Consider the following 23,700-nt stretch of genomic DNA (forward strand, 5'->3'; position numbering starts at 1 on the left):
CCAAAGAAAGCCTTCTTTTATGTAGCGTTTTAAAATGCAGCCTCATAATGCTTACATTCCGTAATTGTTTCATCTATTCGGTTAATCATTACAGTAATGACATCAAACCTTATTGCAGCATTCTGGAGATGTACATTTCGCAGATACACTTGGGCAATATCTCTTACTTTCTGCTGCTTTCGTCGATCAACGGACTCTGCAGCTGTCCCGAATCTCCCGCCTGCTCTTCTTGTACGAACCTCTACGAACACTAATCTACCTTCGCACTCCGCTATAATATCAATTTCGCCGCTGCGGCATCGCCAGTTTCGTGTAATTATAGCATAGCCAGCCTGATCCAAATAATTACACGCTGCGTCTTCTCCAAGTCTGCCTATTTGCTTTCTGGTATCCATTTTCTTTGGACCCGCGGGAGCACGAAGAGTTTCTTCCGCCTCATGCATCGCGAAGATCCCTCGCTTTTCGGTCGGAGCGGTACACGAAGCTTAATATTTCAGCGACGAGCGTGTACAGCTCAGGCGGTATTTCCTGATCGATGTCCAGCTTCGAAAGCACTTCAACAAGCGAGGAATCCTCTTGAACAGGGATACCGTTCTCTTTCGCCTTTTCAAGAATAAGCTCAGCCATTTGCCCCTTTCCCTTGGCTACCATGACTGGCGCTGTTCGCTCACCAGGCTCGTATTTTAAAGCAACTGCTTTTTTTATTTTGGATTGCGGCGGGTAATCCGCCTGTTCACTGCTCATATTCGGTAATCGACCCCTTTGTAGCGATTCGACGTAAAAGCTGACATCTCAGGCAATGGCTTGCTTTTTGCAGCTGTTTCGCTCACCGCTTGCTCGCCAGCCTTTGGAAGCGGTGTTGTTCGTAGGGATAGCAGCTGATAACCTGCCTGCTGCAAACTGCTTGCAATTTCCGAACGTGAGGTTTCGGCAAGCATGGAAATAGCGGGATGGTCATTCCATAAATTTAAGCTAACAATCTTGTCCATGACATTAACATCCACCATCGTATCGCCAAGTGTATTCATTGATAAATTAAACAGAAGTCTGCAATTAGAGGAATCCAGCTCTCCCTTGCGTCCCCGTCTCGTCTGAATATGGACGGAGGCTGTTTGCTGACCATCAGGACTGTTAAGCGGAATAAACATCGTAACATGCGTAAGCACCGAGCTGTTCCGCTCTGGAGTCAATAGCAACTGCTGTCCTGTTATTTGCTGCACCAGTTGCTGTGCCGTTTCCTTTATTGCTGCTGGTGTTTGATCGGATGAGATTAGGGAAAGCAAAGCGCTCTTAAGTGATTCTGCTGGTTGTGAAGGTAAAGCGGGATCAGCCATGCGGATATCATCTGCCACCGAAGAAATGACCGCAGCGGCAGCCCTTTCTATTCCAGCCCTAAGGTCATTGTGACGTATGGGCTGCTGCTGCTGATCATCCGGATCCTCAGGCTTGCCCTGCGTTAGACCAGCCGTATGCTGAGGCTCCTTCCCTGCTGTTTCCGGAATAATCGGATTAGCTTGCTGCGGCAGAGGTTGTCCCTGTGCTGCTGCAGCAGGCTTTGGAGCAGCTTCTGCTCCCTGCGCAGTAGCAGTAGTAGTTGGGCTAGCAGGCGTAGAAGGTGCTGCTTCACTTGTAACAGCTTTAGCTAGCTGCAGCTCATGGTCCACGCCCATCCACTTCATCATTTGACCAAGCCAATTCGTCTGGCTTACTGCCGCTTTGGCTGACTGCTGTATGGCATGCCCATCTGCCCCGTCTTCTATGGCAGGCGTATTGGATGCACTGCTAGGCACTATATCTGCTTTCACTGTCGGTACAGGCTGAACCAACTGCGCCTTAACGACAGAAGCATCCTTGACTCCTGCTTTCTCTGCATTAGCCGGATCAGCATCCGAAGCCGCAATGCGCAGCAGTTCCATGCCATCTGCAAGCAGGACTTGCACTCTAGCAGCTGCTTGAGGCAATGACTTCGCCGCATCCGGTGCTCCACCGTCTTGGTCAACCAAACTAACCAGTGACGTCAGCTGCTGCTGCAGCGTGTCGATCAATTCATGCGCGCTACGCCCAAACATCACCTGCTGCATCGCACTAACCGTACCGCCCGTCATGGGCAAGCCTCTTTTGTATGTCGCTGCCGCAGCTCTCATCCACTCTTCCACATCGCCTCCGGCCGGCATAGCAGCAGCTGCTTGTTGAAACGCTTGTGAAACCTCTCGATTTAATATCGCGCCTTCCTTGCGTAAGTCCTTCACGATTTCAACCGCCCATTTCTGTTCAGGCAGCGCAAGCTGCTTTGCCCACTCCTTGAACGAGTCGTCCGGTAATCCCACCTGGCCTGGATCGACAGGCTTCAGTACAACAAGTGCTCCATTGGATTGCGGCTGAACCTGCAATATGGCGGACTGGCCAACCTGCATCGGCTGTTCCAGCTTCGCACGCACCTGAACACCATTGATTTGGACGAGTGCCTCATTATTTTCCAACACCTGCAGTACCACACCGCGCACAACTTGACCTGATTTAAGCTCCATGGCCCGAGAATCCGTACTAGACGCCTCACCTAGGAAGCTTCGCATCATTTGACTAATATTCATCTGTTCAATCCGCCTCCGCTGCTGAGCGCCTATCTTAGAGCTTTAGCTCAAGCGCATATCCGTTTACTAGTTGCTCCGTTAAACCTATACTCCTTATATCGGTTGATGAGAGCTAAGCATGAAGTCACTCCAGCTAAAAAGTGTATCCGCAAGAAGATACGGATTCGTCGTCTTCTACAAGAAAAGGGTATCCGTTTCTCCCAGAAAAAGAAGGCTCCTCAATCGTGTAAAACATTTCAAGTCTTACATTTTAATAAAAAACGCTCGATTGATTGCCCAGGCCATTCCATGGCCTCACGCAATCAATCGAGCGTTCATTATTTCTCTCTCAGGTAGTAGGCTGGTAGAGCAGCAACTGCTCCTCCGTAAAAATTCTGCCCAAAAACGATCGGCGATGCAGTAAACTAGGGCCGTGTTCAAGCAATCTTTCTCTGTGCAGCTTAGTGGGATACCCTTTATGAATGGCAATTCCATAATCAGGGTACTCATTCTCCCAATCCTCAGCGCAAAGGCGATCTCGCGTAACCTTGGCTACAATAGAAGCTGCCGCAATAGACTGGCTTGTAGCATCGCCCTTGATAATGGATTGCTGAGGCAAAACGACATCTACCTTCTCTGCGTCAATCAGCAAATAATCAGAAGGAATCTCCAAGGATTCCACTGCAATCTTCATAGCTAGTCTTGCAGCCTGCTTAATATTGATCTTATCAATGGTTTTCGCGTCCACACGGGCAGCCGACCAAGCCACGCATTCCTGCAAAATAGTCACATAAAGCTGGTCCCGCTTTTTCTCCGAAAGCTTCTTCGAATCATTGACTCCCTCAATAACAAGCCCCGGAGGCAATATAACCGCAGCAGCTACTACATCCCCAAACAAACAGCCCCGCCCAACCTCATCCACGCCGGCAATGGCTTGATATCCTTCTTGCCATAACGACTGTTCATATTGCAGCACGTTACGTTCCCCCATTTCACATCAGTACGGCGGTGCCTCCAGCGTAATGCGTCCAAGCTTGCCTGAACGCAAATCACGCAAAATAATGCCTGACGTCTTCTCCAGATCGACACGTCCCCCGCTTAGCAGGCAGCCCCTCCGGCGACCGATATCCTCCATCACTCTTACAATCTCGTCGGAATCGGTAGCATCTTTCGGAGGCGTCTCAAGCTCATAACGCTCCTTCATATTCGGCCAGTAACGGTCGATTAGCTCACGCATCGCAAAAAAAGCAATATCGTCCACGTTTAATATTTGCTCTCTGATTGCACCGGTCATAGCCAAACGGTAACCGACCAGCTCATCCTCGAACTTCGGCCACAAAATACCCGGCGTATCCAGCAATTCCATTTCGGTTCCCACTTTAATCCATTGCTGGCCTTTCGTTACTCCTGGACGGTCTCCTGTCAACGCGATCGCACGGCCTGCCAGCTTATTGATCAATGTTGACTTCCCTACGTTCGGAATGCCCACGATAAGACCGCGAATAGCGCGCGGATTAATGCCCTTAGCTATTTGACGGGCAATCTTCTCATGCAAAATTTGCTTTGCCTTGAGCGGAACCTCGTTTACGCGCGTGCCGGTAGAAGAATCAATTGCAATGGATTCGTGTCCCTCGTTGCGGAAATACGCCATCCATTGCTCCGTCGTCTTCGGATCGGCCAAATCGGATTTGTTAAGCACGATCAGCCTTGGTTTTCCGTTCAAAATTTCCTCAATCATCGGATTTCGGCTCGAAAGCGGAACCCTAGCATCCAATAGTTCGATGGCAAGATCGATGAGCTTGAGCTTGTCCTGTATTTGCCGTTTCGCCCGGGTCATATGACCCGGAAACCATTGAATGGTCATTTATTCACCTCATTTAGTCCAGTGCTTGATAAACTCCAGCTTGTTCAGCGGCCAGAATATAATATCGGCGCGACCTACAACCTCTTTATCTTCGACAAACCCAATCACACGGCTATCCGTGCTGTCGCCCCGGTTGTCTCCAAGCGCAAAAATCGCGCCTTCGGGAACCGTTGTCTCAGGAACCTCGGGATTTGGAAAGTTTGGTCCATTTTGATTATATAGCTCGCCTTTAGCATTAGCTTCTGCAATCGCTTCTTTAATATAAGGCTCTTCGATTTTTTTGTCGTTGATATACAAATCATCGCCTTCAAGCCTAATGGTATCGCCAGGCACGCCGATTACGCGTTTAATAAACTTGCGGCCTTGCTCAGGTACATCAAAAACAACGACCTCACCGAACTTCGGCTCACGGATCGTGTATAAAATTTTGTTAACAATCAGACGTTCGCCTGTCTCAAAGTTAGGCTGCATGGATGGTCCATCGACGATGAATGGCGAAAACAAAAATTGACGAATGAGAAATACAAGAACGACCGCAATGACTAATGCTTTGATCCATTCTATGATTTCCTTGTATGCTCCGCCTTGCTTTCCTGAGCCAGATGCGTGGACTGCTGCGCGGTTAGGTATTTGTTGCTGATTTTCTGCATGGTTCTGCGTATCTTTTGAATCATTTTCGCTGCCGTTGTCCAGCCCATCATTGCGCTGCTGTGAATCCACTCTGTTCGCCTTCTTCCCCTATGTTGGAATATGTAATTAGCCTTTGAGAAAAAACGAAAAGGAGCTTGTTTGCGCAAGCCCCTCTTGTCGTTTGTTCTTAACGAATTTCTTTAATACGAGCAGCTTTTCCGCGAAGACTACGTAGGTAGTACAATTTCGCGCGACGTACTTTACCACGGCGAGCCACTTCGATTTTTTCGATTTTAGGCGAGTTAAGCGGGAAAGTTCTTTCCACACCAACACCGTAGGAAATTTTACGCACTGTAAAAGTTTCGCTAATTCCACCGCCGCGACGTTTGATAACAACGCCTTCGAACAACTGGATACGCTCACGAGTTCCCTCGATAACTTTTACATGAACTTTTAGCGTGTCACCAGGACGAAAGTTCGGTAGACCTTGGCGCAGGTTTTCTTGCGCAATTGTTTGCAAAAGATTCATTTGATTCACTCCTTCCACATAGACGTTCTTATAAACTCCCCGAATTCCTCTGAACCGGATCATCGCTGATAGCGGACCGTCCGACTTTACGAACAACATTAGAAATTTTACCATAACCAGCCCAAGAATACAACACGATTTTTTAAAAAATAGAGGAAAGCATATCCTTAGGCTATACACTCTCTATATTACTCGGAATGAAACGCGCCACCAAAGGACGGCGATAGCCGTTTCACCTTGTTTTAATTTCATGTATACTGAAGTATGACAAACACCGACAAAAGAGGTGACCATTTTGCACCATCCAAGACATTTCTCTACTATTTTGAAAAAAGGGGGTATTCTAGCTGTATTGAGCGTGCTCGCAGTGGCAGGTCCTTTGCAGGCTTCTGCGGATGCCGTAGCGTTCAAGGATACAAGCGGCCACTGGGCTGGCTTCTACATTTCTTGGGCAACCGAACAGCATTTGGCACAAGGTTACGAGGATGGCTCGTTTAAACCTAACAAGCTTGTTAATGAAGCTGAATTTCTTGCCATGCTATTAAGAACATATAGTTTAGTTAATGAGTCCGCACCAACCGGCTCCAGTTGGTCCACGCCTTATTACGATTATGCAAATAATCTTGGCTGGCCATTAAGCACGATTAAGCCAACAGGCGAATTACGGCGCGGACAAGCAGCCCTGCTGCTCGCATCGGCGGCTAGCGGTAAAGCCTACACCGAGCAAAGCGCCATCCAGTGGCTGCTCAACGAGAAAATATCAAGCGGACGCACCTCGGCTACGGTCGCAGGTTTTGCTGCAGATGGAAAACTAACACGCGCCGAGGCGCTCACCTTCTTCTATAACCTCAAACTTCATTCCAGCACTCTATCCGCAACAAAAATCCAAAACACCAACGACTCGCTAGGCGGAATTGCTTTGAATGACACGCAGCAAAGGCTGCAGCAGTTGCTCGGCAAGCCCTCTCGCATCGATCCAAGCGAATATGGCTTCTCCTGGTATGTCTATAATGCGAGCTACGACAACCTTATGATGTTCGGCGTTCAAAATGAGCGAGTAACAGCTCTCTACTCTAATACAGGCAGCAGCTGGAGCCTGAAATCAGGCGTGAAAATCAGTCAAAGCATAGAAAACGCAAAAAAACTGGTATCCAATGTTACGAAAGCAGAGGCCGCTGACGACTATTATGCCTATACTACCAATAAAGTCCGAACCACTCTGTTTCTGGACAGACAAAACAACAGCAAAATTAGCGCAATCCTGGTTATGAATCAGGAATCTTCCCAAGCTCCAAAAGCAGCCTATTCCAGTAAGCTCGAAGCAGCCTATGAGCAGCAGCTTTTTGATTTGGCGAACGCAGAACGCGCAAGCCGTGGAATTCCGCTTTTGTTATGGGACAAGCTTGCCGCTGCCTCTGCCCATGGACACAGTAGCGACATGAGCGCACGTGATTTTTTTGACCATACTAACCCAGACGGTTCGACACCTTTTGACCGCATGAAAGCCAATGGCGTCAAGTATCATTCCGCATCGGAAAATATTGCAGCCGGTTACACGAATAGCATTTTCGCTCATTATGGATGGATTAATTCCAAAAAGGGACATCGCGAGACGCTGCTGAGCAGCAAGCTGAAGCGGCTCGGAACGGGCGTTGCCATTGGCGGCAGTTATCAGGTCTATTATACGCAAAATTTTTATACGCCATAATTCTGAGCCTCATGCTCAACAAAGCCGCAGCGGGCTTCCGCTGCGGCTTTATATTTATCCATTAGTCATTTTCACGTACGTGTCTTATCCGTCTCCTGTTTCCTTCGAGAAGCGATCCACTTGCGCTCCTTATCCGAGAGCTCTGCACTCTTTAGAAGGTCAGGACGGCGCTCCAGCGTCCTCAGAAGTGATTGCTGACGCCGCCATACCTCTATATTGGCATGATGGCCAGATATTAGAACCTCCGGAACCTCCCACCCGCGAAACGCAGAAGGACGAGTATAGTGCGGGTGCTCAAGCAGACCCGTGCTGTAAGAATCCGTTACTGCCGACGTCTCATTGCCCAGCACGCCAGGCAGCAGTCTTACGACGCTGTCGATCAGCACCATAGCCGGGATTTCTCCGCCCGTCAGCACATAATCGCCGATCGATAGCTCGTCGGTAACGAGATGTTCGCGAATACGCTCATCGTAGCCCTCATAGTGTCCGCAGATGAGCACAATGTGCTGTTCTTTTGCCAGCTCCTCAGCCTTCTGCTGCGTAAACTGTGCTCCTTGTGGACAGAGCAACACCACGCGGGGCTTTACGTCCTCTTCCAACTTTAGATCCTCAACTGCAGCGAAAACCGGCTCCGGCTTCAACACCATGCCGCCTCCGCCGCCGTAAGGATAATCGTCAACCGTATTATGCTTATTGCCCGAATAAGCGCGGAAGTTGATTGCCTGAAGATCAACAATCCCTTTTTCCTTCGCTTTTCCCAGGATGCTCGCTTGGAACACGCCATCGAACATTTCAGGAAATAACGTCAGCACATCTATTTTCATCGGTTAAATCAATCCTTCCATGAGGTGAACCGTCACTACTTTTTCTTTGGTATCGACGTTTCTCAGCACCTCGTCAATGACTGGCAGGAGCAGTTGCTTGCCTGAACCCTTAGGCCGGTCCACAACCCAAACGTCGTTAGCGCCAGGACTTAAAATTTCAGAGATCGTGCCAATCTCCTCACCTTCCTCCGTCACGACCCGGCAACCGATAATTTCATGGTAATAGTATTCGCCTTCCTCAAGCTCAAGCTGCTTGTCCTTCGATACCTTAAGCACCCAGCCCTTATATTTCTCTACTTCATTAATATTCGTGAAGCCTTCCAGCTTCAATATGTATACGTTTTTGTTCGCACGTGAGCCAATCACTTTCACTTCAAGTGACGCCCCGTTTTCTTCATTCAGCATCAGTAGCTGACTTCCCACTGCAAAACGAACCTCCGCAAAATCCGTTTGCGACAAAATTTTGAGTTCTCCCCGTATGCCATGCGTATTGACTACCTTCCCGACCGTAAACCATTTTTCGCTCATGTTAAACCAGCCCTTCCAATGTGTATACCTTATTATACATGCAAAAACGGCATCGTTCCATGTCGAAGAACGAAGCCGCTTGGAGATGTCTAGATCTCATGAAACCTAATTACCAAGAAGAAACGGCTTGGTCGTCCTCTGCAAGAGGAGGCTATCCGTTTCTCGTAGAAATAGAAGAATACTTTATCAGGTGAAACATATAAAGTCTTATATTTAAAAAAAGAAGGCCAGGACATTCATCCCGGCCTTCTTCTCGCATGTGCATCATGACATAATGTCAACAATGACACGCTTAGGCGATTTGACGGAAGCAGAAGTGACAACCGTCCGAATCGCTTTCGCTATGCGTCCCTGTTTACCGATGATTTTACCGATATCCTCGGGGTGAACCGAAAGCTCGTATATCGTGCCACGGTCATCATCCTTCACATTGATTTGCACCTGATCAGGATGATCAACCAATGCCTTCGCTATGACAAGAATCAATTCTTTCATCTCAAGGCCCTCCGCTATTCAACAGTTATTTCTGTTGCTTAAGCTCATGGAACTTCTTCAGAACACCAGCTTTGGAAAGCAAGTCGCGAACGGTATCAGAAGCTTGTGCTCCTGTTTGCAACCATTTCAACGCTTTTTCTTCATCGATCTTAACTTGAGCCGGTTGTGCAACCGGGTTATAAGTGCCGATCTCTTCGATAAAACGTCCGTCACGCGGCGAACGGGAATCCGAAACTACTACGCGGTAGAAAGGAGCTTTGTGAGCACCAATTCTTTTCAAACGAATACGTACTGCCATAAAAATTCACCTCCTTCAAAGAGTAAACTAAAATTAAAACGGGAATTTCATATTTTTGCCGAGCATGCCCTTCAGGCCTTTCTTGCCGCCCTTCGGACCTTTCGGGCCCATCATCGATGAGAATTGCTTCATCATTTTCTTCATATCGTCGAATTGCTTAATGAGGCGGTTAACCTCAACAATCGTCGTGCCACTGCCAGCAGCGACGCGTTTGCGGCGACTGTGGTTAAGCAGCTCGGGCTTTTGCTTCTCCTGTTTCGTCATGGAGCGGACAATTGCTTCGACGCGGCCGATTTGTTTCTCATCGACCTTCATATCCTTCATGCCCTTCATCTTGTTCATGCCGGGCAGCATATCCATAATTTGATCAAGCGGCCCCAAGTTGCGAACCTGCTCCATCTGCTCAAGGAAATCGTCGAACGTAAATTCTGCGGTACGCATCTTACGTTCCATTTCCTTCGCCTTATCCGCATCGATATTCGACTGTGCCTTCTCAATCAAGGAGAGCATATCCCCCATGCCGAGAATACGGGACGCCATACGCTCCGGATGGAATGGCTCCAAGGAGTCAATCTTCTCACCCATCGCCGCGAATTTAATCGGACAGCCTGTTACGGCTTTGACCGATAGCGCCGCACCGCCGCGGGTATCGCCATCGAGCTTCGTGAGTACAACACCCGTTAAGGCAAGCTGCTCATGAAAGCTTTGGGCAACGTTAACGGCATCTTGTCCAGTCATTGCATCCACCACGAGAAGAACTTCATCCGGTTTCGTAACCAAATGGATTTGCTTAAGCTCTTCCATCAGCTCTTCGTCAATATGCAGTCGTCCAGCGGTATCGATAATGACGTAGTCATTTCCGTTATCTTTGGCATGCTGCAGACCGGCACGTGCAATCTCTACAGGCGAAGTCTGGTCGCCCAGGGAGAAGACCGGTGCATTAATCTGCTCACCGAGAACTTGAAGCTGCTTAATCGCAGCCGGACGATAAATGTCACATGCGATAAGAAGCGGCTTGTTGTTGCTCTTCTGTAGCAGCTTGGCCAACTTGCCCGATGTCGTTGTTTTACCGGCGCCCTGCAAACCAGCCATCATAATGACTGTTGGAGGCTTGTTAGCCTTCGCCAGCTTGCTCTGCGTGCCGCCCATCAGCTCGGTCAGCTCTTTATTTACGATATCGATGACGACCATGCCAGGCGTGAAGCTCTTGGATACATCCAAGCCAATCGCCCGTTCCTTCACCTTGGCGATAAAGTCCTTTACGACTTTGAAGTTAACGTCCGCCTCCAGAAGCGCCAAACGCACCTCGCGCATAGCTTCGCCAACATCTTCCTCGGAGACCTTGCCTTTGCCCCTTAGCTTGCTGAACACATTTTGAAGCCGACTCGATAAGCTCTCAAATGCTGCCATGTACCGTCACCTCCATTCTTCATCTATTATTCAGTCAATTTAAATTGTGCGATAACGCTCATGAGCGCCTGCCGTTCTTCCTCAGAAAGGGATAAAGCATTGACGCTGTTTACAAGCTGCACGGTTAGTTGTGAGAAGGACTCATGTTTGAGATGCAGTTCAAGCTTGCTCTCATAGCTCTCAAGCACCTGTTCAGCCCGCTTGATATGCTCATAGACCGCTTGCCGGCTAATGCCGAATTCCGCTGCAATCTCTCCCAGAGAGAAATCATCATGGAAATAATATTTGAGAAACGTCCGCTGCTTCTCAGTCAAGAGCGGCTCGTAAAAATCGAATAACAAGTTTATTCGGGTTGTTTTGGATAAGGCATCTGGTTCATTTGCTTTCATCCCCTCAGCCCCTCCTGTTATTTCGCTTGTGTCACCGACAAGGTAAATACCCTTACACCTGACAACGTCTTTTATCATACATGAAGCTATAGGCTGCTGTCAAGCATTTCACCTTGTCACCTTTACAAGCCGCTCCTTTCAGGCGAAACTAACGGTCAGCCTGACATTATTCCGCTGTTTTTGATTCGTCACTGGCATCCTCGCGCTGAATCAATCCGGCAAACAACGCATGGATAAATTGCTCGGAATCAAACTGCTGAAGATCACCCATTTTCTCGCCGAGTCCCACAAGCTTAACGGGCAAGCTCAGCTCATTGCGAATCGCAATGACGATACCGCCTTTGGCCGTGCCATCAAGCTTGGTCAGCACAAGGCCTGTTACGCCGCTTTTCTCTCCGAACAGCTTGGCTTGACTTAGTGCATTTTGGCCAGTCGTCGCATCCAGCACAAGCAGGACCTCATGCGGAGCATCTGGCAGTTCACGTCTGATAACGCGGAAGATCTTGTTTAGCTCTTCCATTAGATTCGTTTTGTTTTGCAGCCTTCCAGCCGTATCGCATAGGAGCACATCAACGCCGCGCTGCTTAGCCGCTTGCACCGCATCATACATCACTGCCGCGGGATCTGAACCCGATTGCTGCTTAATCACGTCCACGCCTACACGTTCACCCCATACCTCAAGCTGCTCAATAGCTCCAGCGCGGAATGTGTCTCCCGCAGCCATAAGCACGCTTTTTCCCTCGCTTTTGAACTTGTGGGCTAGCTTGCCGATCGTGGTCGTCTTTCCGACCCCATTGACGCCAACGAACAAAATAACGGTTATCCCGCTTGACGCCATGTGCAAGCCTGACTGATCATCGCCCTTCATAAGGTGGATCAGCTTCTCCGAAAGAATCGGCTGCAAATCAGCTGCGTCCTCGATCTTCCGCTTCTTCACCTCAACGCGCAGATCCTCGATAAGCTGCATCACCGTATTGACGCCAACGTCTGCGCCAATTAGAATTTCCTCCAGCTCCTCGTAAAACTGCTCATCGATCTTTTTGCGGCGGGTAATCAGCTCCTCGACCTTCTCAACGAATGCCGTGCGTGTCTTCGAGAGACCTTCTTTAAATATATTCGTTACCGCTTCTGTTTTTGATGCGATGCTTTCCTTCAGCTTCTTAAAAAAACTCATCGTTTCTACTCCCCATCCTCACATTGCCGATTTTTTATGCGGATACCGGCTCTTCATCCTCCAAGCGTACAGAAACTAGCTTCGATACGCCGCCTTCCTCCATCGTAACGCCATACAGCACATCCGCTTCCTCCATCGTCCCTTTCCGATGCGTAACGACGATAAACTGCGTCAGCTCCGAAAACTCGCGCAAATATTGCGCAAAACGTGAGACATTGGCTTCATCTAGCGCGGCTTCAACCTCATCGAGTACGCAGAACGGCACAGGCTTGACCTGCAATATCGCAAACAGCAAAGCAATTGCCGTCAATGCGCGCTCTCCACCAGATAACAGCTGCAGGTTTTGCAGCTTTTTACCTGGCGGCTGCGCTACGATATCGATCCCCGTGTCGAGCACGCGATCCGGATCAACGAGCACTAGGTCCGCTCTGCCGCCTCCGAACAGCTTGGCGAAAACGACAACGAAATGGCTGCGAATCGCTTCAAATGTTGTTTTGAACCGTTTCGACATCTCATCGTCCATCTCCCGGATGACCTGATACAGCGTCGTCTTTGCCTCGATAAGATCATCCTTCTGCTCTGACAAAAATTCAAACCGTTCGCTTACGCGCTCATATTCCTCAATCGCGCCCAGGTTCACTTCCCCAAGTGACGAAATTTGGCGTTTGATATCTCTGACTTCATTTTGGGTGCCAATAACGTCTTCCGGCACAGGGTACTCTTCTTTCGCCAACTCGTAGCTCAGCTCGTATTCCTCACTAAGCTTGCGAAGCAGGTTATCGAGCTCTACATCCAGACGGTTCGCGGCAATTTCGGTCTGACGCATTTGCTCTTCCACTTGCCTAAGCTGTGCGCGCTGTTCCTTCGTCTCACTCTCGCCTAGATCAAGCTCCGCGATTCGCTGCGCCCGCGCCGACCGTTTCAAATCTGTTTGTTCCCCGCACTCCTGTTTCTTAATGCGCAGATGGTTAAGCTGCTCGATTTGATTCACCATTTCTTGGTTATGTCTGGCGAGCTCCTCTTCCTGTTGAACCAACAACGAACGCTGCCCTTGCAGCTCTTGCTTTGCCCGTTGGATCTCTGTCCGCACGCGTGCAGATTGATCCTCATATGACAATCTCTCCTGATCCGTCTTCGCCGCAGCTATCTTAATGTCGGTAAGCTGTCCCTGAAGCTCTTCCTTGGCAGATTCACTTGCTTTACGCCGCTCTTCAGCCAAACGAATCGCTTCCTGCAATCTCCCTTCATCCACAACAAGCTGCTCCATACGCTTCTCTGCTGCCGCTGCCGCCGTCTGAACGTCTTTTTGCTCAGACAAATGCGTATTACGGTCTGCCGAATACAGCTGACGCTGCTCGTCCAAGTGCTTGGCTTCGTTATGCAGCTGCTGCAGCTCGGCTCTAATTTGCTGTTCTTCAATCCGGCATTTTTCACCTTCCGTACGCAGCTCTTCTATATTATGGGAACGAATGGAATGCTCTTTACGCAAATCGCTGAGCTTGTTCCGCAGCTGCTCCACCATTCTTTCAGAGTCCTTGATCTCTTGGTCGAGCGAATCAATTTGCCTCTGACGGCCGAGCAGGCTGGCTCCCTTCTTTTGGAGGCTGCCCCCTGTCATGGAACCGCCTGCGTTAACCACATCGCCTTCCAACGTTACGACCCGGTAGCGGTATTGGCACTTGGAAGCAATGCGGTTCGCTTGTTCCAGCGTTTCTGCAAGCAGCACATTGCCAAGCAAACTGTTTACGATTGCGGAGTAGCGAGAATCCGAGCTGACCAAATCAGCAGCAACCCCTACGAAACCTTCAATTGTTTCCGCGGTGCGCCTGTCGTGTTCAGGCACTTGCCTGCCGCGAATGACGTCCAACGGAAGGAACGTCGCTCGTCCGAGCTGACGCTGCTTGAGGAAGGCAATCGCGGTGCGCGCCGTTTTCTCATCTTCCATAACGATATGCTGCAAGGCTCCGCCAAGCGCGGTCTCTACGGCAGTCTCAATTCGTTCAGGCACACGGAGCAGCTCTGCTACCGCACCATGGACACCTGTAATCCCGCTATTGCCGCGTCTTGATGCTTTCAGCACTTCTTTGACACCCTGCATAAAGCCATCAAGCGCATCCTGCATTTCCTTCATCGTATCGCGTCTGGAAACATGACTGTCAAGCTTCTGCTCCCACTTGCGTATCGCTTGCGTTACTTCTTCCAATCCTTGCGAGATCGTTCTAACCTGCTCGGATTCCGTAAGCGTTTTGTTTCTGGCTTGTTCAAGGCGCGCAAGCGTCGATTCGAGTGCTTCAGCGAGTTCTAATCTCCTGGCATCCAGCTTGGTTTGCTGCTCCAGCCATTTGCTCTCATCCTCGCTGATTCTCTCCATCCGGCGCTGAAGCGTCTCCAGCTGCTGCGCTGCGTAACGGATTTCATTGCGATGCTGAGCCATTGAACTAAGCACCTCAAGGAGCTCACCTTTAAGCGTTTCTTCCGCATCAGCAACCGCTCCGCCTGCAACGCCCAACAAGCGGGCTTCCTCATCGGATATTTTCGCGCGGAGATCAGCCAGCTGAAGCTGCAATGCAGCTGCGCGGCTGCGGAACTCGGCTTCCTCCTGCGTCATCGTGCCGATACGAGCATCCTGTGCAGCAATCGACTCCTCAAGCTGACGTTTGTTCTGCTCAAGGTTGCGTTTTCGCTCCTTGAGCACCTCGCCGTAGCCTTCACATTTCTCGAAGTCCTCGCTAATTTGGAGCATCGCTTCATGTAGCTGGTCTAGGGCAAGCTCTAGCTCTCGCAGTTGATGACGATCCTTCTCCAGATGCGCGTCGTGCTTGCTAACAACCGTGGACAATTGAAGCTCTTCTTGCTTCAACCGCTCAAGCTTGCTATTCGCTTCCGTCCATGAGCCATGAATTTGCTCAATGCTATGTACGTACATCGAAATTTCTTTTGTTTTCAGCTGCTCCTTGAGCGACTTAAAGTGAATAGCCTTCTCCGATTGCTTGCACAGCGGAGTAACCTGATCCTCAAGCTCAGTCACAAGGTCGTGGATGCGCAGCAAATTTTGCTCCGTCTCGTCAAGCTTTCTCTGCGCCTCGCGCTTGCGTGACTTGTACTTGACAATGCCGGAGGCTTCCTCAAAAATTCCGCGCCGATCCTCCGAACGCGTGCTTAAAATTTCTTCAATACGGCCTTGTCCAATAATGGAGTAGGCCTCTTTACCGATACCGGTATCCATAAACAGCTCGGTAATATCTTTTAGCCGACATGGCTGCTTGTTAATCAAATATTCGCTGTCGCCGCTCCGATGAACGCGCCGCGTAACCGTCACCTCGTTATACTCGAGCGGCAGCGCGCCGTCGGCATTATCGAGCGTGAGCGAAACCTCGCTGTAGTTGACAGCTTTGCGGGCATCGCTGCCTGCAAAAATAATATCCTCCATCTTGCCGCCCCGCAAGCTCTTGGCGCTTTGCTCGCCAAGCACCCAGCGTATGCCGTCTGAAATATTGCTTTTACCGCTGCCATTTGGCCCGACAACCGCAGTAATTCCGGTTACAAACTCCATTTCAGTCCGATCGGCGAAAGACTTAAAGCCTGCTAATTCAATCCGTTTCAGAAACATAACTTGGTTTTCACCTCACCCCTCATTGTACCACATCTTATGGGCCTTGATAACCATATTGACAGGCAAAACCGGACTCTGCGTGCAGTGCCGCCCCTCCTTAGATGAACAACATCGTAAGCACATCTGATCATAAAAAAGAGAGCATCCAATCAGATCGCATGACCTGCTAGGACACTCTCTTCGCTGCTTAAGCTTGCTCCTGCGACAAGTTGCGCCATGCTTCAGCCGCCGCACGCTGCTCCGCTTCCTTCTTCGTTCTCCCGCTTCCAACGCCGAAGCGTTCTTCCCCGAGATACACCTCAACTACAAATTCACGGTCATGCGCAGGCCCGCGCTCCTCGATAATCCGGTATTCAACCGCGCCAAGCCCGTGATGCTGCGAACGCTCCTGCAGCTTGGACTTGGAATCCTTCACGAGCAAGCCGTAGTCATTGGATTCCACGAACGGAAACATATGTTCATTCAGAAAAGCTCTCGTTTGCTCAATGCCAGCATCTAAATAAATCGCCCCGACAAAAGATTCAAACAAGTCAGCAAGCAGCGCTTGCCGCTGTCTACCGCCCAGCTGTTCTTCCCCACGCCCAAGAAGGACGTGAGAGCCTAGCTCCAACCGTTCCGCGAATTGCGCCAGTGAAGGCTCACAGACGATGGAAGCGCGCATTCTAGTCAGTTCGCCTTCCGGACGCTGCGGATACGTCGAGAATAGATACTCCGAGACAAGCAGTTGCAGCACTGCATCTCCCAAAAACTCCAAACGTTCATTATCCTGAGCCGAACCGCGCTTATGCTCATTCACATAAGAGGTATGCGTAAAGGCTTGCCGAAGCAGCTTCGTCCGTTTAAAGCTGAGCTGCAGTCGCTGCTGCAGCTCATAGAAGGAATCACGCTTCATAAACTTTCATCACGATCGATGCATTATGACCGCCGAATCCAAATGAGTTGGAAAGCGCAATCTTCACATCCGCCTCACGCGGTTTATTTGGAACGTAGTCCAGATCGCATTCTGGGTCTGGATTGTCTAAATTAATGGTTGGTGCAATAATGCCGTTCTTGAGCGTCAAGCCCAAAATAACAGCTTCCACACCTCCGGCAGCTCCAAGCAAGTGACCGGTCATCGATTTGGTCGAGCTGACAGCGACCTTATAAGCGTGGTCACCAAGCGCCTTCTTAATCGCTTTGGTCTCCGAGCGATCGCCGACAGGAGTAGATGTGCCGTGCGCGTTGATATAGTCAATGTCGGAAGGCTCAATACCGGCATCCTTGAACGCCTTCACCATGCAGCGAGCAGCCCCATCCGGGTCCGGCTCAGTCATATGGTGGGCATCTCCGCTCATGCCATACCCGATTACTTCCGCATAAATCTTCGCTCCGCGCGCTTGTGCATGCTCAAGCGATTCGAGCACCAAGACGCCGGCGCCTTCACCCATGACAAAACCGTCACGGTCTATGTCAAATGGACGGCTTGCCTTCGCTGGCTCATCGTTGCGAACAGACATTGCGCGCATCGAGCAAAAGCCCGCCATTCCCGTTGGTCTGATTGTCGCTTCAGCTCCGCCAGCAATCATAACGTCGGCATCGCCGCGCTGAATCAGCTTAAAGGAATCACCGATGGAATGAGTACCGGTCGCACAAGCGGTAACCGCTGTGCTGTTAGGGCCTTTTGCGCCAGTCAGCATCGAGACTTGTCCGGATGCCATGTTGGCAATCATCATCGGAATAAAGAATGGGCTGACACGCTTAGGACCCTTCTCCAGCAAAATGTTATGTTGATCTTCCCATGTTCCAAGTCCGCCGATTCCCGAACCTACCATTACGCCTACGCGCTCAGCGTCTGCATTTTGGCCAATTTGCAAATCCGCATCCTTAACCGCCAATTGGCTCGCTACCGAGGCAAATTGCACAAAGCGGTCCATTCTGCGTGCTTCTTTCTTATCTAAGCCATAATCTTCTGGATTAAAATTTTTCACTTCTGCGGCAATATAGGTCGGATATTCAGAGAAATCGAAAGCCTCAACGACCGATACCCCTGATTTTCCTTCCAGCAGGTTGCCCCAGAATTGCTCCAAATCGGAACCGAGGGACGTAATAACGCCCATGCCCGTAACCACAACTCTTTGTTTCATTCGATTCACCTCTATGTCCAGCATATAGACGAGCAAACTCGTCCTTGTATAAATTATCAGTCAATATGACCGTACCGCGTATACCCTGCTTATATTTCTTGGTAAATACAAGCCAGACCGTTCTTGGACAGTAAGAGCCTTTACGCTCGAAATATAAGGAGGTATAAAATCATTGCGCATACCCAGCAGTACCTATTTTTGTCGTTCTGATGATCAAAAACCATTTAGATGGAGAGAAGTCCCGTTTGTTACAAACGGGACTTGTCCTTCTTACGTATGAGATTGTATGTATTTAACTACTTCTCCCACAGTGGTGATAGTCTCAGCATCTTCATCAGAAATTTCCATATCAAACTCGTCTTCTAGCTCCATGACCAATTCAACGACATCAAGAGAGTCAGCGCCGAGGTCATCTTTAAATGAAGCTTCTAGTGTAACTTCCGCTTCGTCCACGCCAAGTCGGTCGATGACGATACGTTTTACGCGATCTACTACTTCGGACATCCGGTTCACCTCCTCCATGGTATTATACGAGAATTAAAGATAAAATGCCATACGTAACCGTTTTAATTCCGAATTGCCAAATTAATCAGTGTTACATATACATGCCGCCGTCCACATGCACCGTTTGCCCCGTCATATAGGCGGAGGCATCCGAAGCAAGAAAACGGACCGCGTTTGCGATGTCGCTCGGATCACCGAGACGGGCAAGCGGAATCTGGCCGGCTAACGATTGGCGCATTTCTTCCGGAAGCTTATCCGTCATCTCGGTTTGTATAAAGCCAGGGGCAACGCAGTTAACAGTGATGCCCCTGGAGGCGAGCTCGCGCGCGCTGGCCTTGGTAAGGCCAATAACGCCTGCCTTAGCCGCGACATAGTTCGCTTGGCCAGGATTGCCGAGCACGCCAACAACGGATGAAATGTTGATAATGCGGCCCGAACGCTGCTTCATCATCGGACGTGTGACTGCCTTAATCCCATTGAACACACCCTTAAGGTTCGTTTCAATGACTTGGTCGAACTCGTCTTCCTTCATACGCATGATTAAATTATCTCTTGTAATACCCGCATTATTCACCAAGATGTCAATCGATCCGAATTGCTCGATTACTTCCTTGACCATCGAGTCAAACTCGTCCGCTTTACCGACATTCGCCTTGATGACGATTGTGCGCCTTCCCAGCGCTTCCACAGCCTGTGCTGTTTCTGCTGCCGCTGCTTCGCTTCCGGAGTAGTTGATGGCAACATCGGCACCTGCTTCGGCAAGAGCGACAGCTATCGCTCTCCCAATGCCGCGCGATGCTCCGGTTACAAGTGCTTTCTTACCTTCCAAGCTGGCAAACATTCTATCGCCTCCACTCTACTTCAATCTTTTCCTAAAGCGCTTCGAGCGCAGAACTGCTGTTTACCGATATGACGCGAACATTTTTGTCGATTTTTTTGATTAAGCCAGCTAAAACTGTACCTGAACCAATTTCTACAAAAGTATCCACGCCCTGCTCAATCAGATAGAGAATGCTGTCTTCCCATAATACGGGTGAATAGACCTGTTCTACAAGCAGCCCTCGAATTTCATTTGCTGCCGTCACCGTGCGTGCAGTAACGTTTGCAACAACGGGGATAGCAGCATCTTGCATCTGGATGCCAGCTAGAACAGACTCCAAATTAACGGCTGCAGGCTTCATCAGCGAGGAGTGAAAGGGTCCGCTGACTTCTAGGGGAATGACGCGTTTGGCGCCAGCTTCTTCCTTGCCGCGTTCGACAATAGCTTGTACGCCCGCTGCGGTTCCTGATACGACAATCTGTCCGGGACAGTTCACATTCGCCAGTTCAACTGCTGAACCCTCTGTTGTCACAGCTGCACAAAGTGCTGCCAATGTCTCACGTTCAGCACCTAGTACGGCCGCCATCGCACCTTGTCCGCTTGGGACTGCTTGCTCCATAAACTGGCCGCGTGCCCTAACGGTACGAACGGCATCTTCAAATGACAATACACCTGCAGCAACCAAAGCACTATATTCACCCAGGCTGTGGCCAGCTACATAATCCGCCTTCAGACCACGTTCCGCCAATGCTTCCAACATAGCCACGCTAACGGTAAGCAGCGCAGGCTGTGTGTTCGCCGTTTGTTTGAGTGTCTCTTCAGGCCCTTCAAATATGATGTTGCTTAGGGAAAAGTCCAGTGCCTCATCGGCTTGTTCAAAAACAGCCCGCGATTGGTTATAAGCGTCATAAATATCCTTGCCCATCCCCACGGCCTGCGCGCCTTGTCCTGGGAATACAAATGCCGTTTTACTCAATTGAATTCCTCCATTACACGCGTAAACCGCTTGTGCCCTCACAAGAGCGACAATGCCATTCCGCGGTGAAATATAAACCGATCCTAATTAGAATGCAAATGAAGCTTCTTTTCAGGATAAGAACTGTTGTCCTGCATACTTTAAATTACCAAACAAGAACCGAAGCGCCCCAAGTCAAGCCGCCGCCAAAACCCACGAGCACGATTTTGTCGCCTTCTTTCACACGTCCTTGCTCAACAGCTTCCGCCAAAGCAACTGGAATCGAAGCCGAAGACATATTTCCATATTGATCCAAATTAATCATAGCTTTGTCCTCAGACAAATTCAGTCGATTTAGTGCAGATTGGATAATACGAATATTCGCTTGGTGAGGAACCAACAGGCTGATGTCTTCCTTCGCAATGCCAGCCATTTCCAAAGCTTCCTCTGCAACGCTGCCCATTATTCTTACTGCGAATTTAAAGACGTCATTGCCAGCCATATGAATATAATGCTGCTTGGTTTGAACGCTTTCCTCCGTTGCCGGTATACGGGAGCCTCCGCCGCTTACTTTAAGCAAATCCCCGCCGCTGCCATCTGCCCCGAGCTTGAAGGATTGGAAACCGCGGCCTTCTTCAACCTGCCCGAGCACTACAGCACCAGCTCCATCGCCAAAAAGAATACACGTATTGCGGTCCGTATAATCGGTAATGCGAGAGAGCGTCTCCGCACCTACAACGAGTACATGCTTATACATGCCGCTGGCAATCATGCTTGAGCCTGTTGCCAGTCCATAAATGAAGCCTGAGCATGCTGCTGACAAATCGAATGCCGCCGCTTTTTTCGCTCCAAGCTTATCCTGCAGAAGACACGCCGTCGAAGGAAAGAACATATCAGGCGTAATCGTTGCAACAATGATCAAATCAATATCCTCTGCTGTCAAGCCAGCAGCGGCTATCGCCTTTTGCGATGCATAGAGCGCAAGATCAGAAGTAGCTTCGTCCGCTGCTGCTAGACGGCGTTCCTTTATGCCTGTGCGCGTAACGATCCATTCATCGTTCGTCTCTACCATCGCTTCCAGCTCTTTGTTCGATAAAATACGTTCAGGAACATACTTGCCAGTTCCTAGAATTCCTACAGGATGTAAACCCATTTCGCACACTCACTTCCCGTTGATTTCTGCTGCAATCGTTTCAATCAATTGACCCTGAATCGCGCTTCGCGCTTGCCTTACAGCGTTTTTCACAGCAAGAGCGTCGGAAGAGCCGTGGCATTTGACTACCAGCCCGTTAAGGCCCAGTAATGGCGCACCGCCATGCTCCTTGTAGTCCATTCTTTTTTTCAATGACCGCAGCTTTGGCAGCATGATCGCTGCGGCAAGCTTCGTCAATAAGGATTCACCAAATGCATCCTTAAGCGATGTGAAAATGGTACCCGCTGCACCCTCCATCGCCTTAAGCATAATATTGCCGGCGAAGCCATCGCATACCAATACATCGCAATTCCGGTTCAAAACATCTCTTGCTTCCACATTTCCGATAAAATGAACCGGTGCTTGTTCTAGCAGGGCAAATGCAGCTTTCGCCATTTCATTGCCTTTCATCGCTTCGGTACCAACGTTTAAAAGCCCTACTCGCGGCTTTTCTAATCCATGCACCTTTTCTCGGTAAATGCTGCCCATAATCGCATATTGCAGCAAGTGCTCCGGCTTCGCATCCATGTTTGCTCCCAAATCGAGCGTTAGAATGCCCACATCGTCCATGGTTGGCATCATTGGCGCTAGCGCTGGCCGTTCAATTCCGTCCATTCTTCCTACGACTAGCAGCCCCGTAGCCATTAGAGCACCTGTGTTGCCCGCCGAAAGCATTGCATCTGCCTGCTTCTCGCGAACGAGCTGCCCAGCAACGACCATGGATGCCCCTTTCTTGCGGCGAACCGCCTTCACAGGCTCATCATCAGGACCAATGACCTCATCCGCATGGCAAATCGTCACGTTAGCAGGCTTCTGTCCTTTCATAAGCGGCTCAATCACCGACGTTTCTCCGACAAGCAGCAGCTCCGTATCCGGCCACTGCGCAGCGGCATCAAGCGCTCCTTGCACAATCAGGCCAGGAGCATTATCGCCGCCCATAGCATCAATAGCGATCCGCACTCTCGTTTCCTCCTTCAGCATCTGTATCTCCCGCGGACCGATAAATCACAAAGTTACCCTGAAACACCATTTCATCTCCAACATAAGTAAACAGCTCAACCTTCGCTTTGCTCCGCTCCCCCGAAATCGAGCGCACATAAGCCTTGGCAATACATTTCTCGCCGAGCTTGACGGGACGAATGAATCTAATATCTGCTGTTACTGTAAGTGCAATCTCATCATCTATAATAGCAACTGCCAGTGAATTCGCTTGAGCAAAGACGTGATGGCCGCGAGCAATTCCGGTTCTCGAGAAAACATGTTCTTCCCTGATCTCAAATACAGAAATACCGCTCTTGTCCAATTCAAGATCCACAATATCACCAATAACCTCATGCAAGGGCAAGGACCGAACGGAATCATAGGATCTTTCTGCCATCAGCTTCAGACGTTCTCTTAGCTCCGGTATGGCAAGCTCCATACGGTCGAGCCGAATCGTCTGGATGCTTACTTTTAGCAGTCGCGTGAGCTCCCGATCGGTAATAAAGGGATTTTCATCAATATACCGGGCAAGCTGCTGATGCCGCTGCCGTTTGGGCATTCGTTCGATATTCGGCACCACCTTTAATTAGATTGAAGTTAAACTCTGCAAGATCCGCGTTGATGTTTTATAAAATACATATGCATATTAAGTCTATGTATGTTGCTTGATCTTATCACCTGGTACTAATTAAGTATATAAAAAAATACGTCTAAGCGCAATCTCGCTCCCCAATGTCGCAATATTAAATAAGCTTAGCACATTAGGATTACTCTGAACAAGTGCACAAGGACGACAGATTTGTTCTGTAACATGGACTTAAATAGCGATATTTTTCAACAAAAAATAGCACCCCATCAAATGATGGAGTGCTATCCCTGAAATCAATCCACTATTGGGAGATGACTTCTTTAGTTTTGTAATATCCACAAACTTTGCATACGTGGTGAGCCAATTTCAGCTCGCCGCATTGCTCACACTTCACCATGCCCGGTACTGCAAGTTTGAAATGCGTACGACGTTTATCACGGCGAGTCTTGGATGTTCTACGCTGAGGTACTGCCATATTTAACACCTCCTTCAAAAAATCAATCG

At 49.5% G+C, this 23,700-nt stretch carries 25 protein-coding genes; 1 reads left to right on the forward strand and 24 read right to left on the reverse strand.

Going from position 1 to position 23,700, the window contains the following annotated elements:
- Window positions 1-29 precede the first annotated feature (29 nt).
- The 7 genes from E0496_RS06355 to rplS form a co-directional block, all read right to left on the reverse strand.
- A complete protein-coding gene (locus E0496_RS06355; protein ID WP_141500825.1) occupies window positions 30-395 on the reverse strand; it encodes a YraN family protein in 366 nt (121 codons plus the stop codon).
- Window positions 396-435: 40 nt separating this feature from the next.
- On the reverse strand, window positions 436-744 hold the full coding sequence (locus E0496_RS06360) for an EscU/YscU/HrcU family type III secretion system export apparatus switch protein (RefSeq protein ID WP_141500793.1): 309 nt from the start codon (window positions 742-744) through the stop codon (window positions 436-438).
- Window positions 741-2,591: a hypothetical protein gene (locus tag E0496_RS06365; RefSeq protein ID WP_141500794.1), complete on the reverse strand. Its 1,851-nt coding sequence runs from the start codon at window positions 2,589-2,591 to the stop codon at window positions 741-743. The genes E0496_RS06360 and E0496_RS06365 overlap by 4 nt, the downstream gene beginning before the upstream one ends.
- A gap of 328 nt (window positions 2,592-2,919) precedes the next feature.
- Window positions 2,920-3,561 carry a ribonuclease HII gene (locus tag E0496_RS06370; RefSeq protein WP_141500795.1) on the reverse strand — a complete coding sequence of 214 codons (642 nt, stop codon included), beginning with the start codon at window positions 3,559-3,561 and terminating at the stop codon, window positions 2,920-2,922.
- 6 nt (window positions 3,562-3,567) lie between these two features.
- A complete protein-coding gene (gene ylqF / locus E0496_RS06375; protein ID WP_141500796.1) occupies window positions 3,568-4,434 on the reverse strand; it encodes a ribosome biogenesis GTPase YlqF in 867 nt (288 codons plus the stop codon).
- Window positions 4,435-4,443: 9 nt separating this feature from the next.
- The gene (lepB, locus tag E0496_RS06380; protein ID WP_241674617.1) at window positions 4,444-5,064 is read right to left on the reverse strand and encodes a signal peptidase I; all 621 of its coding nucleotides are present in this window, start codon (window positions 5,062-5,064) and stop codon (window positions 4,444-4,446) included.
- A 187-nt stretch (window positions 5,065-5,251) separates the two neighbouring features.
- The gene (gene rplS, locus E0496_RS06385) at window positions 5,252-5,593 is read right to left on the reverse strand and encodes a 50S ribosomal protein L19 (RefSeq protein ID WP_053375699.1); all 342 of its coding nucleotides are present in this window, start codon (window positions 5,591-5,593) and stop codon (window positions 5,252-5,254) included.
- A 295-nt stretch (window positions 5,594-5,888) separates the two neighbouring features.
- Between rplS and E0496_RS06390 the strand changes: the two genes are divergently transcribed.
- Window positions 5,889-7,301, forward strand: coding sequence for a CAP-associated domain-containing protein (locus E0496_RS06390; protein ID WP_161601328.1), 1,413 nt, complete (start codon window positions 5,889-5,891; stop codon window positions 7,299-7,301).
- A gap of 71 nt (window positions 7,302-7,372) precedes the next feature.
- On the opposite strand, the gene trmD is transcribed toward E0496_RS06390, so the two are convergent.
- From trmD to rpmF, 17 genes are all read right to left on the reverse strand, one after another.
- Window positions 7,373-8,125 carry a tRNA (guanosine(37)-N1)-methyltransferase TrmD gene (gene trmD, locus E0496_RS06395; protein ID WP_141500799.1) on the reverse strand — a complete coding sequence of 251 codons (753 nt, stop codon included), beginning with the start codon at window positions 8,123-8,125 and terminating at the stop codon, window positions 7,373-7,375.
- A 3-nt stretch (window positions 8,126-8,128) separates the two neighbouring features.
- Window positions 8,129-8,653 carry a ribosome maturation factor RimM gene (rimM, locus tag E0496_RS06400; protein WP_141500800.1) on the reverse strand — a complete coding sequence of 175 codons (525 nt, stop codon included), beginning with the start codon at window positions 8,651-8,653 and terminating at the stop codon, window positions 8,129-8,131.
- Between the two features lie 264 nt (window positions 8,654-8,917).
- Complete coding sequence (locus E0496_RS06405; RefSeq protein WP_139998308.1) at window positions 8,918-9,148, reverse strand: KH domain-containing protein; 231 nt, start codon at window positions 9,146-9,148, stop codon at window positions 8,918-8,920.
- A 25-nt stretch (window positions 9,149-9,173) separates the two neighbouring features.
- Entirely contained in the window at window positions 9,174-9,446 is a 273-nt protein-coding gene (gene rpsP / locus E0496_RS06410; RefSeq protein WP_053375694.1) for a 30S ribosomal protein S16, read from the reverse strand.
- A 33-nt stretch (window positions 9,447-9,479) separates the two neighbouring features.
- Window positions 9,480-10,856: a signal recognition particle protein gene (gene ffh / locus E0496_RS06415; protein WP_141500801.1), complete on the reverse strand. Its 1,377-nt coding sequence runs from the start codon at window positions 10,854-10,856 to the stop codon at window positions 9,480-9,482.
- 26 nt (window positions 10,857-10,882) lie between these two features.
- Window positions 10,883-11,245, reverse strand: coding sequence for a YlxM family DNA-binding protein (gene ylxM / locus E0496_RS06420; RefSeq protein ID WP_141500802.1), 363 nt, complete (start codon window positions 11,243-11,245; stop codon window positions 10,883-10,885).
- 166 nt (window positions 11,246-11,411) lie between these two features.
- Entirely contained in the window at window positions 11,412-12,419 is a 1,008-nt protein-coding gene (ftsY, locus tag E0496_RS06425; protein WP_141500803.1) for a signal recognition particle-docking protein FtsY, read from the reverse strand.
- 34 nt (window positions 12,420-12,453) lie between these two features.
- Window positions 12,454-16,029, reverse strand: coding sequence for a chromosome segregation protein SMC (gene smc, locus E0496_RS06430; RefSeq protein WP_141500804.1), 3,576 nt, complete (start codon window positions 16,027-16,029; stop codon window positions 12,454-12,456).
- Window positions 16,030-16,219: 190 nt separating this feature from the next.
- A complete protein-coding gene (gene rnc, locus E0496_RS06435; RefSeq protein ID WP_141500805.1) occupies window positions 16,220-16,924 on the reverse strand; it encodes a ribonuclease III in 705 nt (234 codons plus the stop codon).
- A complete protein-coding gene (gene fabF / locus E0496_RS06440; RefSeq protein ID WP_141500806.1) occupies window positions 16,914-18,155 on the reverse strand; it encodes a beta-ketoacyl-ACP synthase II in 1,242 nt (413 codons plus the stop codon). The genes rnc and fabF overlap by 11 nt, the downstream gene beginning before the upstream one ends.
- A gap of 270 nt (window positions 18,156-18,425) precedes the next feature.
- Window positions 18,426-18,659 (reverse strand): acyl carrier protein, encoded by a 234-nt coding sequence (locus tag E0496_RS06445; RefSeq protein ID WP_053375686.1) that lies wholly within the window; start codon window positions 18,657-18,659, stop codon window positions 18,426-18,428.
- A gap of 91 nt (window positions 18,660-18,750) precedes the next feature.
- Complete coding sequence (gene fabG, locus E0496_RS06450; RefSeq protein WP_141500807.1) at window positions 18,751-19,500, reverse strand: 3-oxoacyl-[acyl-carrier-protein] reductase; 750 nt, start codon at window positions 19,498-19,500, stop codon at window positions 18,751-18,753.
- 31 nt (window positions 19,501-19,531) lie between these two features.
- Entirely contained in the window at window positions 19,532-20,455 is a 924-nt protein-coding gene (gene fabD, locus E0496_RS06455) for an ACP S-malonyltransferase (RefSeq protein ID WP_141500808.1), read from the reverse strand.
- A gap of 145 nt (window positions 20,456-20,600) precedes the next feature.
- Entirely contained in the window at window positions 20,601-21,587 is a 987-nt protein-coding gene (locus E0496_RS06460) for a beta-ketoacyl-ACP synthase III (RefSeq protein ID WP_141500809.1), read from the reverse strand.
- 9 nt (window positions 21,588-21,596) lie between these two features.
- Entirely contained in the window at window positions 21,597-22,586 is a 990-nt protein-coding gene (plsX, locus tag E0496_RS06465) for a phosphate acyltransferase PlsX (RefSeq protein WP_141500810.1), read from the reverse strand.
- Complete coding sequence (gene fapR / locus E0496_RS06470) at window positions 22,570-23,166, reverse strand: transcription factor FapR (protein WP_175598018.1); 597 nt, start codon at window positions 23,164-23,166, stop codon at window positions 22,570-22,572. Before fapR ends, plsX begins: the two co-directional genes overlap by 17 nt.
- A gap of 331 nt (window positions 23,167-23,497) precedes the next feature.
- On the reverse strand, window positions 23,498-23,671 hold the full coding sequence (gene rpmF / locus E0496_RS06475) for a 50S ribosomal protein L32 (protein ID WP_021880971.1): 174 nt from the start codon (window positions 23,669-23,671) through the stop codon (window positions 23,498-23,500).
- Window positions 23,672-23,700: the final 29 nt, after the last annotated feature.

It is taken from the genome of Paenibacillus luteus (assembly GCF_006542765.1).
Taxonomy (GTDB): Bacteria; Bacillota; Bacilli; order Paenibacillales; family Paenibacillaceae; genus Pristimantibacillus; species Pristimantibacillus luteus.